Source organism: Comamonas sp. SY3 (assembly GCF_041730275.1).
Classification (GTDB): domain Bacteria; phylum Pseudomonadota; class Gammaproteobacteria; order Burkholderiales; family Burkholderiaceae_C; genus Comamonas; species Comamonas sediminis.
The window spans coordinates 34,240-47,616 of sequence record NZ_JBGTYN010000001.1 but is presented as its reverse complement, the minus strand read 5'-3'; the positions used below and the strand labels follow the sequence as shown (position 1 = coordinate 47,616).

At 62.8% G+C, this 13,377-nt stretch carries 13 protein-coding genes; 7 read left to right on the top strand and 6 right to left on the bottom strand.

Annotated elements, in window-relative coordinates:
• Nucleotides 1-225 precede the first annotated feature (225 nt).
• Complete coding sequence (locus tag ACCQ08_RS00200) at nucleotides 226-459, top strand: hypothetical protein (protein WP_239812669.1); 234 nt, start codon at nucleotides 226-228, stop codon at nucleotides 457-459.
• 53 nt (nucleotides 460-512) lie between these two features.
• Here ACCQ08_RS00200 and ACCQ08_RS00195 read toward each other — a convergent pair whose 3' ends face one another.
• Nucleotides 513-1,490: a LysR family transcriptional regulator gene (locus ACCQ08_RS00195; protein WP_373448504.1), complete on the bottom strand. Its 978-nt coding sequence runs from the start codon at nucleotides 1,488-1,490 to the stop codon at nucleotides 513-515.
• Between the two features lie 122 nt (nucleotides 1,491-1,612).
• Between ACCQ08_RS00195 and ACCQ08_RS00190 the strand changes: the two genes are divergently transcribed.
• Genes ACCQ08_RS00190 through ACCQ08_RS00180 form a run of 3 tightly spaced genes read left to right on the top strand, consistent with a single transcriptional unit; the run spans nucleotide 1,613 to nucleotide 5,008 of the window.
• A complete protein-coding gene (locus ACCQ08_RS00190) occupies nucleotides 1,613-2,596 on the top strand; it encodes a Bug family tripartite tricarboxylate transporter substrate binding protein (protein ID WP_373448503.1) in 984 nt (327 codons plus the stop codon).
• A gap of 46 nt (nucleotides 2,597-2,642) precedes the next feature.
• Nucleotides 2,643-4,079, top strand: coding sequence for an amidohydrolase family protein (locus ACCQ08_RS00185; RefSeq protein ID WP_373448821.1), 1,437 nt, complete (start codon nucleotides 2,643-2,645; stop codon nucleotides 4,077-4,079).
• On the top strand, nucleotides 4,076-5,008 hold the full coding sequence (locus ACCQ08_RS00180) for an N-carbamoyl-D-amino-acid hydrolase (RefSeq protein WP_373448502.1): 933 nt from the start codon (nucleotides 4,076-4,078) through the stop codon (nucleotides 5,006-5,008). Before ACCQ08_RS00185 ends, ACCQ08_RS00180 begins: the two co-directional genes overlap by 4 nt.
• A gap of 6 nt (nucleotides 5,009-5,014) precedes the next feature.
• Here ACCQ08_RS00180 and ACCQ08_RS00175 read toward each other — a convergent pair whose 3' ends face one another.
• The 4 genes from ACCQ08_RS00175 to ACCQ08_RS00160 form a co-directional block, all read right to left on the bottom strand.
• The gene (locus tag ACCQ08_RS00175) at nucleotides 5,015-5,380 is read right to left on the bottom strand and encodes an SDR family NAD(P)-dependent oxidoreductase (RefSeq protein WP_373448501.1); all 366 of its coding nucleotides are present in this window, start codon (nucleotides 5,378-5,380) and stop codon (nucleotides 5,015-5,017) included.
• Between the two features lie 219 nt (nucleotides 5,381-5,599).
• Nucleotides 5,600-6,100, bottom strand: coding sequence for an SDR family oxidoreductase (locus tag ACCQ08_RS00170; protein ID WP_373448500.1), 501 nt, complete (start codon nucleotides 6,098-6,100; stop codon nucleotides 5,600-5,602).
• Nucleotides 6,101-6,359: 259 nt separating this feature from the next.
• Entirely contained in the window at nucleotides 6,360-7,154 is a 795-nt protein-coding gene (locus ACCQ08_RS00165; protein ID WP_312525043.1) for a flavin reductase family protein, read from the bottom strand.
• A gap of 12 nt (nucleotides 7,155-7,166) precedes the next feature.
• Nucleotides 7,167-8,231, bottom strand: coding sequence for an LLM class flavin-dependent oxidoreductase (locus ACCQ08_RS00160; protein WP_373448499.1), 1,065 nt, complete (start codon nucleotides 8,229-8,231; stop codon nucleotides 7,167-7,169).
• A 122-nt stretch (nucleotides 8,232-8,353) separates the two neighbouring features.
• On the opposite strand from ACCQ08_RS00160, the gene ACCQ08_RS00155 reads away from it, so the two are divergent.
• A complete protein-coding gene (locus ACCQ08_RS00155; protein ID WP_373448498.1) occupies nucleotides 8,354-9,259 on the top strand; it encodes a LysR family transcriptional regulator in 906 nt (301 codons plus the stop codon).
• A gap of 9 nt (nucleotides 9,260-9,268) precedes the next feature.
• Here ACCQ08_RS00155 and ACCQ08_RS00150 read toward each other — a convergent pair whose 3' ends face one another.
• Entirely contained in the window at nucleotides 9,269-10,147 is an 879-nt protein-coding gene (locus ACCQ08_RS00150; protein WP_373448497.1) for an SMP-30/gluconolactonase/LRE family protein, read from the bottom strand.
• Between the two features lie 304 nt (nucleotides 10,148-10,451).
• On the opposite strand from ACCQ08_RS00150, the gene ACCQ08_RS00145 reads away from it, so the two are divergent.
• Entirely contained in the window at nucleotides 10,452-11,222 is a 771-nt protein-coding gene (locus ACCQ08_RS00145; protein WP_373448496.1) for an enoyl-CoA hydratase/isomerase family protein, read from the top strand.
• A gap of 2 nt (nucleotides 11,223-11,224) precedes the next feature.
• Nucleotides 11,225-13,360, top strand: coding sequence for an acetate--CoA ligase family protein (locus tag ACCQ08_RS00140; RefSeq protein ID WP_373448495.1), 2,136 nt, complete (start codon nucleotides 11,225-11,227; stop codon nucleotides 13,358-13,360).
• Nucleotides 13,361-13,377 lie beyond the last annotated feature (17 nt).

The window sequence follows — 13,377 nt, the reverse complement described above, 5'->3', positions numbered from 1 at the left end:
CACTGCCCCGGTCTGAACGCGGTCTCGGCGATCCGCTCCATTCCGTTTGGCAAGGGTACTGCAAACGGTCCCTGGGACAATTTGTCCGCATGTATGGAAATTGCTTTTGCGTAATATGCACCAGAACGTGCAGCGGCCCATGCTGGTATGGCAATCGCTGGCGTGGAGGCCTGTTGCTTCGCAGAGGCCCGGACAGTGCCAAGTCATTGGCTGGAAATTCGCAAAATGATCGATTGGATCCCCGTAGTCTTCGTGATCTTCAAGCTGGGCATGTTCAGCACCTGCATGTTCTTTGCCATCAAGTGGCATTACGACCAGGGCAAAAAAGGCGGCAACCCGCGCGCGGTGCTGCGCGCTGGTGGCAAGGTGGCGGCCATTTTCATGGCGGCATTGATGTTGCTGGGGCTGCTGACTTTCACCCTGGTACGAACGATGGGCTTGGATTTGACATTTTCTTGATGCCCAGCCCCGAGCCTCTCCTTCGATCCCGGCGCGGGGGCCTGAAAAAATCCTCAGGCAGTGCCCGGCCTCCTGGCTGCGGGCGGTTGAGGTGCAGAGGCACTCAGCTGCCTGAGTACCGCATGCAGCGCGTCGATGAACTGCTGGCCTGCTGCCGCGCAAGGCTGCCGGGCGGAGGTGATGGCCCAGATGTCGGAGTACACATCAGCCGTCAACGGCCTGACGACGATGTCGTCTCGGGGAATGGGTGGGATGCACGAAGCGTCCACGATGGCGGCCCCCAAGCCGGTCTGTACGCAGCTGAGTGCAATGGCGGGCGACCGTACCTGAATACTCGCCGAGCTGACATCCATAGTTAGCGCTGAGGCACAAAGCCGTCCCAGCGGGGTGTCTGGGGGGTATCCGATCCATGCCGTCTCGCACAGCTCCACGGGATCAACCAGCGCCCTGTCCGCAAGCGGATGCTGTGGCGGAAGTACGCATACCAGGTGCTGGCGCCCGATAAAGCGGGATTTCAAGCCTGGATGGTTGGACTCCACCAGGGAAACGCCGACATCGGCCTGCCCAGACAGCAAATACTCCGGCAATTCGTCATAGGTCGCGGTGCGAAAGTCAACGCGCAACTGTGGGCTATAGCGCATCAGTTGCTGCAGCGCCTGCGGAATCAAGGTGTTGGCAAACGTGGCGCTGCAGGCCAGGTGCAAGGTGGCCACACCCGCCTGACCGATGCGCTGGGCCAGGGTATTGAGGCGGTCCAGACCTCGGTACAGATCGCGCGCCTCCTCGTGCAGGCGCTGGGCTTCGGGCGTGGGTTGCAGCCGCCTTCCTTGCCGCTCAAACAACAAATACCCCAGGCGGGCTTCGCAGTGCGCGAGCGCGCGGCTCAGGGCCGGCTGCGAGACATGCAAGGCCAAGGCTGCACCGCTGATGGTGCCCGTGGTCATGATGGCGTGGAACACCTCCAGCTGCCGCATGTTGAGTGCGCGGGCGCGGATGGCGGGCGTGCTGGCTTCCGGCGAATGGCTTGGCATGTGGTGTTAACCCCTGGTCGATATAACTTTGTTTGTGAATGCACCGACATTTTTCAATTTGGGTGTGCTGGGCTTGTCCTTTACGCTGCAAGCAATATTCAGACCCATGAAAGAACCAAGCCATGAACCGCCGCCTTCTGAACCGTTTTGCCCTGCTGTTGCCCCTTGTTCTATGGGCTGTGCAGTCTGGCCCTAGCGCTGCCCAGGGTAACGCTGGCCAAGCCATCACCTTTGTCGTGCCCTCCGCTGCCGGCGGCTCTCCGGACGTGCTGAGCCGCATCATCACCAACCAATGGTCGCAGAACGCCCACCGTCCCGTGATTGTCGAAAACAAGCCTGGAGCAGCAGGCAATATCGGCATGGTGCAGGTGATCCGGGGCAACGAGCTCACCGTGGGCTATGGAAATATCAACACCCTCGCGGTGAATCGCGCGCTGTTCTCCACCTTGCCTTATGACGTGGACAAGGACGTGGTCCCGGTGTCGCATCTCTTCAACCTCTACAACGTACTGATCGTTCCAGCGGCATCCAGCGCCCAATCCGTCAAGGATTTGCTGACAGAAGCGCGCAAGAACCCTGGCAAGCTTTCTTACGGCGCATCGGGCGTCGGCACCACTGGCCACATGAGCGGTGAGCTGCTCAACCACCTGGAAAAGCTGAACACGGTTTTTGTTCCCTACCAAGGTGGGCCGGCTGCACTGCAGGATCTGATGGGCGGGCGCTTGGACTATATGTTCATCAATAGCTCTGAAGCAGTGCCGCTGATCAAGTCGGGCAAGGTCCGTGCGTTGGCGGTGACCCAGCTGGGCAAGCGTATCGAGCAACTGCCCGATGTGCCGACGATGGACGAGGCGGGTGTCAAGGGCTACGAGATCGTCTCCTGGGGCGGCGTGGTGGGCAATCGCAAGATGACAACCGAGCAAGCCAAGGCGCTGGCGGCCGACCTGGACAAGGTGTTGAAGACGCCCACTGTGCGGGACAGCCTCAATGGCCTGGGGGCCCAGCCGGTAGGGGGCACGCCCGAAGATTTCAAGCAACTGATTGCCCGCGAGACGAAGAAATGGACGGACATCATCCAGTCCAGCAAGATCGAGAAGCTGAACTGATCAGCCCCTGAAAGAGAAGGCAAACGTGCTGATATTCAAGAATGCGATGGTGATCGACGGGACTGGCCAACGGGCGTTCAGCGGAGACCTTGCGGTCGATGGGGACCGAATTGCCCAGGTGGGAGCGGTAAAGGCCCAAGCCGGTGATACCGTTATCGACCTGCAGGGGCTGGCCATTGCACCGGGCTTTATTGATTCACATACCCACGACGATGGCTACTTGTTGGTGCATCCCGACATGGTGCCCAAAGTCTCCCAAGGTATTACGACCGTGGTCACCGGCAACTGTGGCATCAGCCTCGCGCCGCTGGTGCAGCAAAGCCTGCCGCAGCCGCTGGACTTGCTGGGACCTCCCGAGCTGTTTCGCTTTGGGCGTTTTGGGGAGTGGCTGCAAGCTTTGCAAGCGCAGCCGGCTGCAGTGAACGTGGTTCCTTTGGTGGGCCATACGACCTTGCGCGTCAAGGTGATGGGCGACCACCAGCGTGAAGCCACCGATGACGAATGTGCGCAGATGCGTGACCTGCTGACGGAAGCGCTGGATGAGGGCGCTTTCGGCATCTCGACCGGTACCTTCTACCCGCCAGCACGCCACGCCTCAACACGAGAACTGTTGGAGGTCTGCCAGCCGCTGCGAGGTCGGCAGGCCGTGTATGCCACCCATCTGCGGGATGAGGCGGATGACATCGTCCCCGCGATGCAAGAAGCATTGGCGGTGGGACGCGAGGCAGACTGCCGCGTGGTTTTCTCCCATCACAAACTGGCCGGTGAGCGCAACCATGGCCGGTCGGAGGAGACGCTGGCGCTGATCCGGGAGGCCAGCGGTCACCAACCCGTCTGTATGGACTGCCATCCCTATCCCGCCACGTCCACCATGCTGCGGCTCGACCGGGTGCGGCTTGCAAGCCGCACGATGATCACCTGGTCCAGCGCTTGTCCTGAAGCGAAAGGGCGGGACTTTGCCGACCTGCAGAAGGAATGGGACTTGGACGATGAAGCGCTGCTGACGCGGCTGTCACCGGCCGGGGCCATCTATTTCTTGATGGACCAGGACGATGTGGACCGCATCTTTGCGTTCCCACTCACGATGGTCGGATCCGATGGCCTGCCTTTTGATCCGCATCCCCATCCACGCCAGTGGGGCGCCTTTACCCGTGTGCTGCGGCGCATGGTGCGCGAATTTGGATTGCTGTCGCTGGAGGAAGGCATCCATCGCATGACGGGGCTGGCAGCAGAGCAATATGGATTGGAGCAGCGCGGGCGGTTGGCTCCCGGCTGGTTTGCCGACCTGGTGGTGTTCGATCCTCAGCGTGTGACGGATAAGGCCACCTTTGAAGCGCCAGTGCAGGCCAGCCAGGGCATCGAACAAGTCTGGGTCAATGGCCGCCAGGTGTGGGATGGCCGCCAACCCACAGGTGCGCGCCCAGGGCAAGTACTTCGCCGAACAGAGCCTCAAGAGAAAACGCAAAAGGAGTGCGTGCAATGACAACGAGAAAACTAGGTTTGGCTGTGGCTCAGATGGGGCCAGTGCATTTGTCGGATGGCCGAGGCGCCGTGGTCCGGCGCTTGGTGGCCATGCTGCGCGAGGCCAAGGCCCGTGGCGCTGAGATGGTGGTGTTTCCTGAATTGGCACTGACGACGTTCTTCCCGCGTTACTGGATGGAAGAAGCGGAAGCACAAGCGAGATTCTTCGAAGCGCAGATGCCCAACGCGGAGGTACAGCCGCTGTTTGATGCCGCCCGTGAGTTGGGCGTGGGCTTCTATCTGGGCTATGCGGAATTGGCAGAAGACGGGCGGCCCTACAACACAGCGGTACTGGTCAACCGGAAGGGAGAAATCACCGGCAAGTACCGAAAGATCCATTTGCCAGGCCATATGGAGCACAAGCCGGAGGCGCCATTCCAGCATCTGGAGAAAAAGTACTTCGATGTGGGCAACCTGGGGTTCAGGGTGTTCGAGTCCGAATCCGTGAAGTACGGCATGTGCCTGTGCAACGACCGCCGCTGGCCGGAGACCTACCGCGTGATGGCTTTGCAAAGTGCAGAGGTGGTCATGTTGGGCTACAACACCCCGTCGCTCAATATCCACTGGAATGAGCCAGTGCATCTGCGCACGACCACCCACCTGGTTTCATTGCAGGCGAATGCCTACCAAAATGGGATCTGGGTGGCAGCGGCTGGGAAATGCGGCTCGGAAGATGGCCACCACATGATCGGCAGCTCGGTGATCGTTGCACCTACCGGCGAGATTGTGGCACGCACGCTGACCGAGGACGATGAGGTGATTTGCGTCAGCGCCGATCTGTCGCTGGGTGAACATTTCCGCCAGCATGTCTTCAATTTTGCCAAGCACCGCAGGCCTGAGCACTACCGCCTGATTGTGGACCGGGTGGGTGCGGGCGACCCGCTGCCCTGACCGGTATCACCTGTTGCTGACACCTGGACTGGTGGCTTGCTCCAAGCCAGGCTGCGCCTTCCCAGCGCTCCACTCCCCTTGCCCATAAGCCCGAGGAATATGCGTCATCAGCGAATGGCTGAAACCACCGTCAACCACCAGATCCGCACCATGGATATAGCTGGCCCTGGGGCTGGCGAGGAAGACCACCGCCTGGGCAAGTTCGTCGATCTGGCCGATGCGGCGCAGCGGCACCACCTGCTCGCGGCGGGCGCGGTCGTCGGGGTTGCGGTAGAAGCGCTCGCTCAGCGGGGTCACAAAAAGGCCGGGGCTGACAGTGTTGCAACGGATGCCGGCGGGGCCCCATTCCAGGCACATTTGCGCAGTCAGCATGCGGATACCGGCCCGAGAACGTGATTACGATCTCTACGCAGCCGCGTTGGAGTGCAATCGGGATGAGTTCGAAGCGATGGTCCGCAGCTTGCACCGGGGTGCAAGCAAGGGCCAGCGCGCAGAAATCGCCCGATTTCACTCCAACCCGTAGGGACAGTGGTTTTGCGGGCGCCCGGCTAGGGGCGGTCTGCGTCGTTGCAAATCCTCGCAATAGCGCGGCTATTGCTGCGGTGTTGCGCGGCTGGGCGCCCCCCTCGCATCCCATCCCGCAAAACCACTGTCGCGGCGCGAGGAGATCGTAAGCACGTTCTTACTCATGCTGTAGCCGCCGCTCAGCGGCTGGGCGTTCTGGGCGGAGATCGAGGCTATGTTGACGATCGCGCGCGGCCGGCTGGCGTCAGAATGGCGGTAGAAGGCCTGGCCCATGCGCAGGTAGCCGCCCAGGTTGATCTGCAGCTGTCGCTCCCAGACAGCAGGATCCAGCTCGGCCAGCGGCGCGGCGCTGGTGATGGCGGCGTTGTTGACCAGCACGCTGGGGCCGGCGCTCCAGTGCTGTTGCAGTGTTTGAAAGGCGGCCTCCACGGCCGCGGGCGATGAGACATCGGCGCGGATGGGCAGCAGGCGCCGGGCATCGGGATGGGTGGCGGCGAGCTGCGCCAGCGCATCGCTGTCGTGGTCGAGCACGGCCACACGGCAGCCGCTGGCCAGCAGCGCTTGCATGATGCCGGAGCCTGGGGATTCTCTGCAGAACCCTCGCCCAATGGGATGGACGCGGATCGGGATGAGGCGCAAGGCGTCTTTCGCAGTCAATAGCGAGCTATTGACAAGAAAGACAACGTAGCGGATCGCCCGAGTCCGCGTTCAGACCACGGCAGGAAGTTCTGCAGAGGATCCCCGAACCCTTTGGCGCCGCCGGTGACGATGCAGATGCGTTGGTCCAATTGCAACCAATCCATGTCGTGGGCCTTTCTGGTCTGCATCAGGCCGCCAAGGGCACCAGTTTGTGGGTGCTGGCGTTGAAGTTGACCACCGGGCTCGCGCTGTTGCAGGACGACTTGCGGATCTTGCCGACCACCAGCTTGTGCGTGCCCAGGGTGTGGGTGCAGACGATGTCGCATTCCATGCTGGCCAGCGCATCGCTCAGTACCGGCAACTGGTGCTCGCTGCTGTGCCAGCGGCCTTCCTTGAAGCGGGCCTCGCCTTGCGGCTGGCTCAGAAAGCTGGCGATGATCTGGCTGTGCTCCTCACCCAGCACATTGGCCACAAACTTGCCGGTTTGCAGCAAGGTGTCGCCCATCGACGAGGCGCTGTGTGCAAAAAAGCCGACCATCGGCGGCTCGGCCGAGATGGAAGTGAGGCTGGAGACGATCATGCCGGCGACATCCTTGCCCTGGCCGGTGGTCACGGCGCTGATGCCGGCTGGCAGCGCGCGCATCGCGGCCTTGAAGTCGGCGACCGAGACGACCTGGTCTTCCGCAGCCAAGGTGATATGCGCGCGCACCTGGCCCTGGCCGTTGACCCAGCCGTGCTGCTGCGCATAGGCCAGCATGGCGGCAAAGCCCGTGTCCCATGCGCTGTCTGCAGCCTGGCCGGCCAAAAAGCGCAGCACCTGGGGGAAGAGCCAGACATGGCTGTCGCCGTCGCGCGTGCCGATGCGGGTCAGGGCCTGCGCGAGCTGGGGCTCTGGCTGGGGGTCGATCAGCACATCGAGTGCCCGAAAATTGTGGGCATCCATCAGGCTGATGGAGCCGCAGTTGCTGAGGTGAACGCGCATGGCCCTGTCTCCTCAAGCCAGCGCTACGGCCTGGCCCACTTCTTTTTTCACAGCGGGAATGATCTTGTCGCCCCACAGCTCGATCTGCTTGAGCATGGTCTTCTGGTCGAAGTCGCCCAGCTGGGTCTGCAGTGCAATGTGCTTGGGCTTGAGGATGCTGATCTCTTCGAGCAGCTTGTCGATCACTTCGTTGACCGAGCCAACGGGCAGGTTCTTGCGCAGCTGCTCGAAGGTCGGGTCGGTGTCGGTCGCCACTTCCTTGACCATGTAGCCGTCTTCGGACTGGGCGCGGCGGAATTTGAGGCTCTCCGAAATGCGGCGCTGAAACCGGGCGCAGTCGAGGTAGGCGTTGATTTCCGATGCATTGTCCGAGGCATAGCCGCAGCGCAGAAAGCCGAACTTCACATCGTTGTCCAGGTCCTTGCCTTCGGCCGCTGCAATGTTCTCCAGCTTGGTGCGCAGGCCGGCAATGGCGTCGTTGCCGTTGAGCAGCGCGGTGACAAACAGGTTGTGGCCTTCGCGCACGCCCCGGCCCAGGGTGACCGGGTTGCCCGAGGTGACCCACAGCGGGGGCATCGGGTCTTGCACGCAGCGCACCGCGATGGAGCTGGGGGGGATATTCAGGAACTCGCCCTGGTATTCGAATATTTTTTGCGTGAGGGCCTTGGGAATAATGTCGAGAAACTCGTTGAAGATCGCGCCGGAATTGGCGATCTCGACGCCAAAGCGCTCAAATTCAAATTGCTGGTAGCCCGAGCCCACGCCCAGTTCGAGTCGCCCATTGGACACGGTGTCGACAAAGCCGACCTCGGCCAGGAAGCGGGCCGGGTGGTAGAGTGGCAAAATACATACCGCCGTGCCCAGGCGAATGGTTTTGGTTTTCGCTGCTGCATGGGCCACGGTCATTAATGGCGATGGCGACAGCGAATAATTATTGAAATGGTGTTCGGCATACCAAGCGGTATTGAAACCCGCTTGTTCTGCCACCACGGTTTGTTCGATGGAGTTGTTGATAACGTCCTGTGAGCGCTGGTGGTAGCCGCGCTGCTGCGCCAGAATGAATACGCCAAATTCCATGATGTCTCCTTGATGATGGGCAATATGGAATCATTCTAGGGGTGGGGTCAGGAGATCTGTATGCGTGAAATTCGAGATTCAGTACTGCGCAAACTGGAGGAATCATGGACCGTCTGAGAGCGATGGAGCTGTTCCTGTCGGTGTCGCAGACCCGCAGTTTTTCAGAGACGGCGCGCCTGTTTGGCATCTCGGCCACCGCGGTGTCGAGAATGATTACCGAGTTTGAAGACGGGCTGCAGGTCAAGCTCCTGCTGCGCTCCACGCGCCAGGTGTCGCTGACCGAATCGGGCCAGGAGTACGCGGCCCAGTTGGAAGGCATTCTCTGGACCATCAACCAGGCGCACACCCGCATCACCGCCATCAGCTCGGCGCCGCAGGGGCGCCTGCGCGTGCACGCCCGCACGATGTTCGGCCAGCGCGTGCTGCCCGGCCTGATCGCCCGCTTCCGCCAGGCCCACCCGGAAATTCTGGTGGAGCTGCTGCTGTCCGAGACCAAGGTGGACCTGGTCAAGAATAATATCGATATTGATTTCAGAATATCGCCGCCGGTCGAGGCGGGCGTCAAACGGCGCATGCTGTTCCACAGCCAGCGCTATTTGGTGGCGTCGCCTGCCTATGTCGATAAGGTGCCAGCCATTCAGAAGCCGGCTGATTTATTGCAGGCGCAATGCCTAGCCTATTATTTGCCGGGCCGGGACCATATCTGGCATTTTAAGAATGATGCGGGCATGGAAGATATCCAATTTTCGCCCCGGCATTTGACGAATAATGGCATTGCGTTGTTGGAATTGGCCAAGTTGGGTGAGGGGATTGCACTGCTCGATGATTACACCGTTTATCCCGATTTGGCGGCCGGCCATCTTGTGCGGCTTTTACCGGATTATGTGGTGAGCAATACCACCTTTGAGGAGGGTATGTTTGCCACGATTGTGGATTCAGCGATTATCCCGGCCAAGGTCAAACTGTTTCTGGATTTTGTCGCCAGCCAGGTGGCGGGGGAGGCGCAGCGCTTTGCGCTGCCCCAGTGACTGGTCGCTTTAATCGTTCAGGATGCGTGCCTGGGGCTTGGCCAGCCCCCGGTAGCCCAGGCCGGTGATGCGAAGGATGGCGCCGCCCAGCGGGCCGCTGGCGCGCAGGCGGCCGCTGTCCGAGATGCTGGTGACATACAGCTCCGCCAGATCCGGCCCGCCAAAGCAGAGCGCGCTGGGGTGGGCTACCGGCAGGCTGATCAGCTCGCTCAGCGCCCCTTGGGCATCGTAGCGGGCGAGCTGGCCGGTACGCACCAGGGCGGTCCACAGGCCGCCATCGCTGTCCCAGCAGCAGCCATCGGGGGCCGATTGCTGGGGCTGGGTACTGATGAACAGCTGCTGGTCTTGTGCTTGCCCGCTGCTGATATCGAACGAATAAATGCTTTGCGCGGCGCTGTCGGCAATGAAGAGGCGGCCGTTGTGGGGGTGGATCAGCGGTCCATTGGCGGTCTTCAGCGCCGGGCCTATGCGCGCCAGCTGGCCATCCCGCTCCAACACATAGATGCCGCCCTTGGGCGCTTCGCCTGCTTCCAGATGCAGATGCATGCTGCCGACCAGAAAGCGGCCATCGGGCAGCGCGCAGCCATCGTTCAGGCGCAGATGGGGCAGGTGCTCGTCCAGCTCGGCCAGGGTGTGCAGCTGGCGGCTGGCAGGGTCGTACAAGCCAAGCGCCTCCTTCATCGCGATGACGATCCTGCCATCGGCATTCAGCGCAAAGGATCCCGTGGGCGCTGGCAGCAGGTGCAGTTCGGTCTGGCCGCTGGCCGGGTCGATGCGCAGCAGATGGCCGCGCCGGCAGTCCATGGCCCAGAGCTGGCCGGTGGCGGCATCCCAGTTGGGGCATTCACCCAGGGCCAGGCGTTGCGGGATCAGGGGCTCGATATGCATGGGGGGCTTCAGGTTGGGGCTCCGGGGATGGAGCCGCGCTGCACGTAGGTTGCTGTCCATCATAGGGTTGCCCCAGGGCGCCACTATCCCGGGGAACGCAGAACAGATTCAACCAATCGGGGGGAAATCATTTGCAGGGTTCCTTCCTAGAATCAAACACAGATTCGAAACAGGCGCTCGCCATGAGCGGCCAAGATCCAAGGAGACAACATGCAAGTGATAGCGCCTATTGCGCAGGCTGCGCGCTGCGCCGCCGTCCGCCCCCTGGCTACTGCGGTAGCGGCCCACACCCGGGGAGGCCGCCATGTCTGAGCCCTCCGTTTTGCTGGAAGTCGCCGATGGCGTGGCCCTGGTGACCTTGAACCGCCCACCCGTCAATGCCCTCAACCGGGCGATGCGGCGCGAGCTGGTGGCGATCTTCGATGCCATCTCCGAGCGTGACGATGTGCGCTGCGCGGTGCTGACCGGCGCCGGCTCGGTGTTCTGCGCTGGTGCTGATTTGAAGGACCGGCCCAGCGCCGATGTGCCGGGCGACTTTCTGGAGCACAACCGCGTCACCCGTGAAACCGGCAATGCGATCAAGGAATGCGCGAAGCCGGTGATTGCAGCAGTGAACGGCACGGCCCTGGGCGCCGGCATGGGATTGGCTGCGGCCTGCGACATTCTTTATGCCTCGTCGAACGCGACCTTTGGCATGCCCGAGATCAATGTGGGCCTGGCGGGCGGGGCATCGATGCTCAAGACCTTGCTGGGGCGCTCGACGATGCGCCGCATGTTCTTTACCGGCCAGCGCCTGACGGCCCAGGAGATGCTGCAGCGCAATGTGGTTGAAGAAGTGCTGGCGCCCGAAGCGCTGCTGCCCAAGGCCATGGAGATGGCGCGCGAGATTGCCTCCAAGGCACCGCTGGCGGTGATCTACGCCAAGCGTGCCGCCAACATGGTGGACCTGATGCCCCAGCGCGATGCCTACCGCTTTGAGCAGGAGTTCACGATGGCGCTGGCCAAGACCGACGACGCCAAGGAAGCGCGCATGGCCTTCCTGGAAAAGCGCGCCCCTGTTTTCAAAGGACGCTGAGCATGCTGCAGACCACCCGCCTGCAGCCTGGTGCAGGCCTTGATCCGTTTTTTAGTGCAAGCGCGATTGCCATCATTGGGGCTTCCGACGACCCCACCAAGATTGGTGGGCGGCCGGTCCACCTGCTCCAAAAGCATGGCTTTGCCGGCGCGGTGTTCCCCATCAACCCCAAGGGCGGCAGCATCCAGTCGCTGCCCGCCTATACCAGCGTGCGCGATGTGCCGCAGGTGCCTGAGCTGGCCATCATCGCGGTGCCGGCGGCCATGGCGCCCGCTGCGCTGAGCGAATGCGCTGACAAAGGCGTGCAGGCAGCGATTGTGCTGTCGTCAGGCTTTATCGAGGCCGGTGAAGAGGGCGCCGCACTGCAGCGCCAGTTGAGCCAGATTGCGCGGGAGCGCCACATCCGCGTGCTGGGCCCCAATTGCCTGGGTGCGGTGGGCATCGAGGAGCGCGTGATTGGCTCGTTCTCGGTGGCGCTGGAAGAGAAGCTGCCCGCCGCAGGCCATGTGGGCATCGTCTCGCAGTCGGGCAACCTGGGCAGCTTCACGATGCAATCGGTGGTGCGCCGGGGCCTGGGCATCAGCCGCTTCATGGCAACGGGCAACGAAGCGGATGTGGACATTGCCGACGGCATTGCCGCGCTGGCCCGCGACAGCCAGACCCGCATCATCCTGTGCTGCATGGAAACCTGCCGCGATGGCAGCCAGCTGCTGCAGGCATTGGAAGCGGCCCGCGCTGCCGGCAAGGTGGTGGTGGTGCTCAAGATTGGTGCGACCGAGCAAGGCCAGGCGGCTGCCGCCTCGCACACCGGCGCGCTGACCGGATCGAACGCGGTGATCGAGGCGGCGCTGACCCGCGCTGGTGCGCTGACGGTGCAATCCATCGAAGACATGGTGGAGCTGACGGCGGCGCTGTCGGTGGTGCCGCAGGCACTGCTGCCGCGCAACCGGGGCGTGACCCTGGTGGCGGCATCGGGCGGCTTTGGCGTGATGATGGCCGATGCGATGGTGCAGGCAGCCCTGGACCTGCCCGAGCTGTCAGACGCCACCCGTGCCCGTATCCAGGAAGCCGTGCCGGTGGCCGGCACCCGCAACCCGGTCGATGCGACGGCGCAGATGTCCAGCCGGCCCGATATCTTGTACAAGCTGCTGACGGCCTTGCTGGAGGACGCATCGCTCAGCACCCTGGTGCTGCTGCTGTCGCTGTCCTTGCACAACCCGCGTTTGAGCGGTGTGTACCAGGAGGCGCTGGCCCAGATCCGGCGCGACTACCCCGACCGCCTGATCGTGCTGATCGGCCAGGGCCCAGCCGATGTGACCGAGCGCATTGCCAACGCGGGCATTGCGATCTTCCCGACCATTGATGCGGCAGCCCGTGGGCTGGCCGGTATGGTGCGCCTGGGCCAGACGCTGGGCCGGCCGCCAGCCGCGCCCGCTGCCGCGCAGAACTGGGAGGCGCTGGATGCCCAAGTTTTCCGCAACGAGTTCCATGCCAAGGCCTTTTTGGCGCGGGCCGGTGTGCCGGTGACGCAGGAGCAGGTGGTGCAGTCCGCCGATGCAGCGGTGGCTGCGGCCGAGCAGATCGGTTTCCCGGTGGTGTTCAAGATCGTCTCGCCCGACATTGCCCACAAGACCGAAGTCGGTGGCGTCGAGCTCCACATCCGCAGCGCCGCACAGGCCCGCACGGCCCATGCACAGCTGCTGGCGCGGGTGGCAGAGCGCGCGCCGCAGGCACAGATCGATGGCGTGCTGGTGGCGCCGATGGTGGGTGGTGGTGTCGAGATGATCACCGGCATCTCGCAGGACGCGGCCTTTGGCCCGGTAGTGATGGTGGGCATGGGTGGCATCTATGCCGAGGTGCTGAAGGACGTGGCGGTGCAGGTGGCGCCGGTGACGCAGGCCGAGGCGCTGCAGATGATCTCCTCGCTCAAGCTCTACCCGCTGCTGCAAGGGGTGCGAGGCCAGCCCGCTGCCGATGTGCAGGCCATGGCCGCCACGGTGGCGCGTCTGTCGGAGCTGGCACTGGCCTATGCCGGCGAGATCGCCGAGATCGACCTGAACCCGGTGCTGGTCCAACCCGCCGGGGAGGGCGTGATTGCGGTCGATGCGTTGATGGTGGCCGCCCCGCCGCAGGCCTGATGCACAGCGCGACGGAG

What these genes read in the sequence shown, in the direction of transcription:
- ACCQ08_RS00145 (WP_373448496.1), top strand. Translation starts at nt 10,452, where the DNA reads ATGTCTGAGCCCTCCGTTTTGCTGGAAGTCGCCGATGGCGTGGCCCTG.
- ACCQ08_RS00140 (WP_373448495.1), top strand. Translation starts at nt 11,225, where the DNA reads ATGCTGCAGACCACCCGCCTGCAGCCTGGTGCAGGCCTTGATCCGTTT.
- ACCQ08_RS00160 (WP_373448499.1), bottom strand. Translation starts at nt 8,231, where the DNA reads ATGGAATTTGGCGTATTCATTCTGGCGCAGCAGCGCGGCTACCACCAG.
- ACCQ08_RS00165 (WP_312525043.1), bottom strand. Translation starts at nt 7,154, where the DNA reads ATGCGCGTTCACCTCAGCAACTGCGGCTCCATCAGCCTGATGGATGCC.
- ACCQ08_RS00190 (WP_373448503.1), top strand. Translation starts at nt 1,613, where the DNA reads ATGAACCGCCGCCTTCTGAACCGTTTTGCCCTGCTGTTGCCCCTTGTT.
- ACCQ08_RS00170 (WP_373448500.1), bottom strand. Translation starts at nt 6,100, where the DNA reads ATGCAAGCGCTGCTGGCCAGCGGCTGCCGTGTGGCCGTGCTCGACCAC.
- ACCQ08_RS00185 (WP_373448821.1), top strand. Translation starts at nt 2,643, where the DNA reads ATGGTGATCGACGGGACTGGCCAACGGGCGTTCAGCGGAGACCTTGCG.
- ACCQ08_RS00195 (WP_373448504.1), bottom strand. Translation starts at nt 1,490, where the DNA reads ATGCCAAGCCATTCGCCGGAAGCCAGCACGCCCGCCATCCGCGCCCGC.
- ACCQ08_RS00175 (WP_373448501.1), bottom strand. Translation starts at nt 5,380, where the DNA reads ATGCTGACTGCGCAAATGTGCCTGGAATGGGGCCCCGCCGGCATCCGT.
- ACCQ08_RS00155 (WP_373448498.1), top strand. Translation starts at nt 8,354, where the DNA reads ATGGAGCTGTTCCTGTCGGTGTCGCAGACCCGCAGTTTTTCAGAGACG.
- ACCQ08_RS00180 (WP_373448502.1), top strand. Translation starts at nt 4,076, where the DNA reads ATGACAACGAGAAAACTAGGTTTGGCTGTGGCTCAGATGGGGCCAGTG.
- ACCQ08_RS00150 (WP_373448497.1), bottom strand. Translation starts at nt 10,147, where the DNA reads ATGCATATCGAGCCCCTGATCCCGCAACGCCTGGCCCTGGGTGAATGC.
- ACCQ08_RS00200 (WP_239812669.1), top strand. Translation starts at nt 226, where the DNA reads ATGATCGATTGGATCCCCGTAGTCTTCGTGATCTTCAAGCTGGGCATG.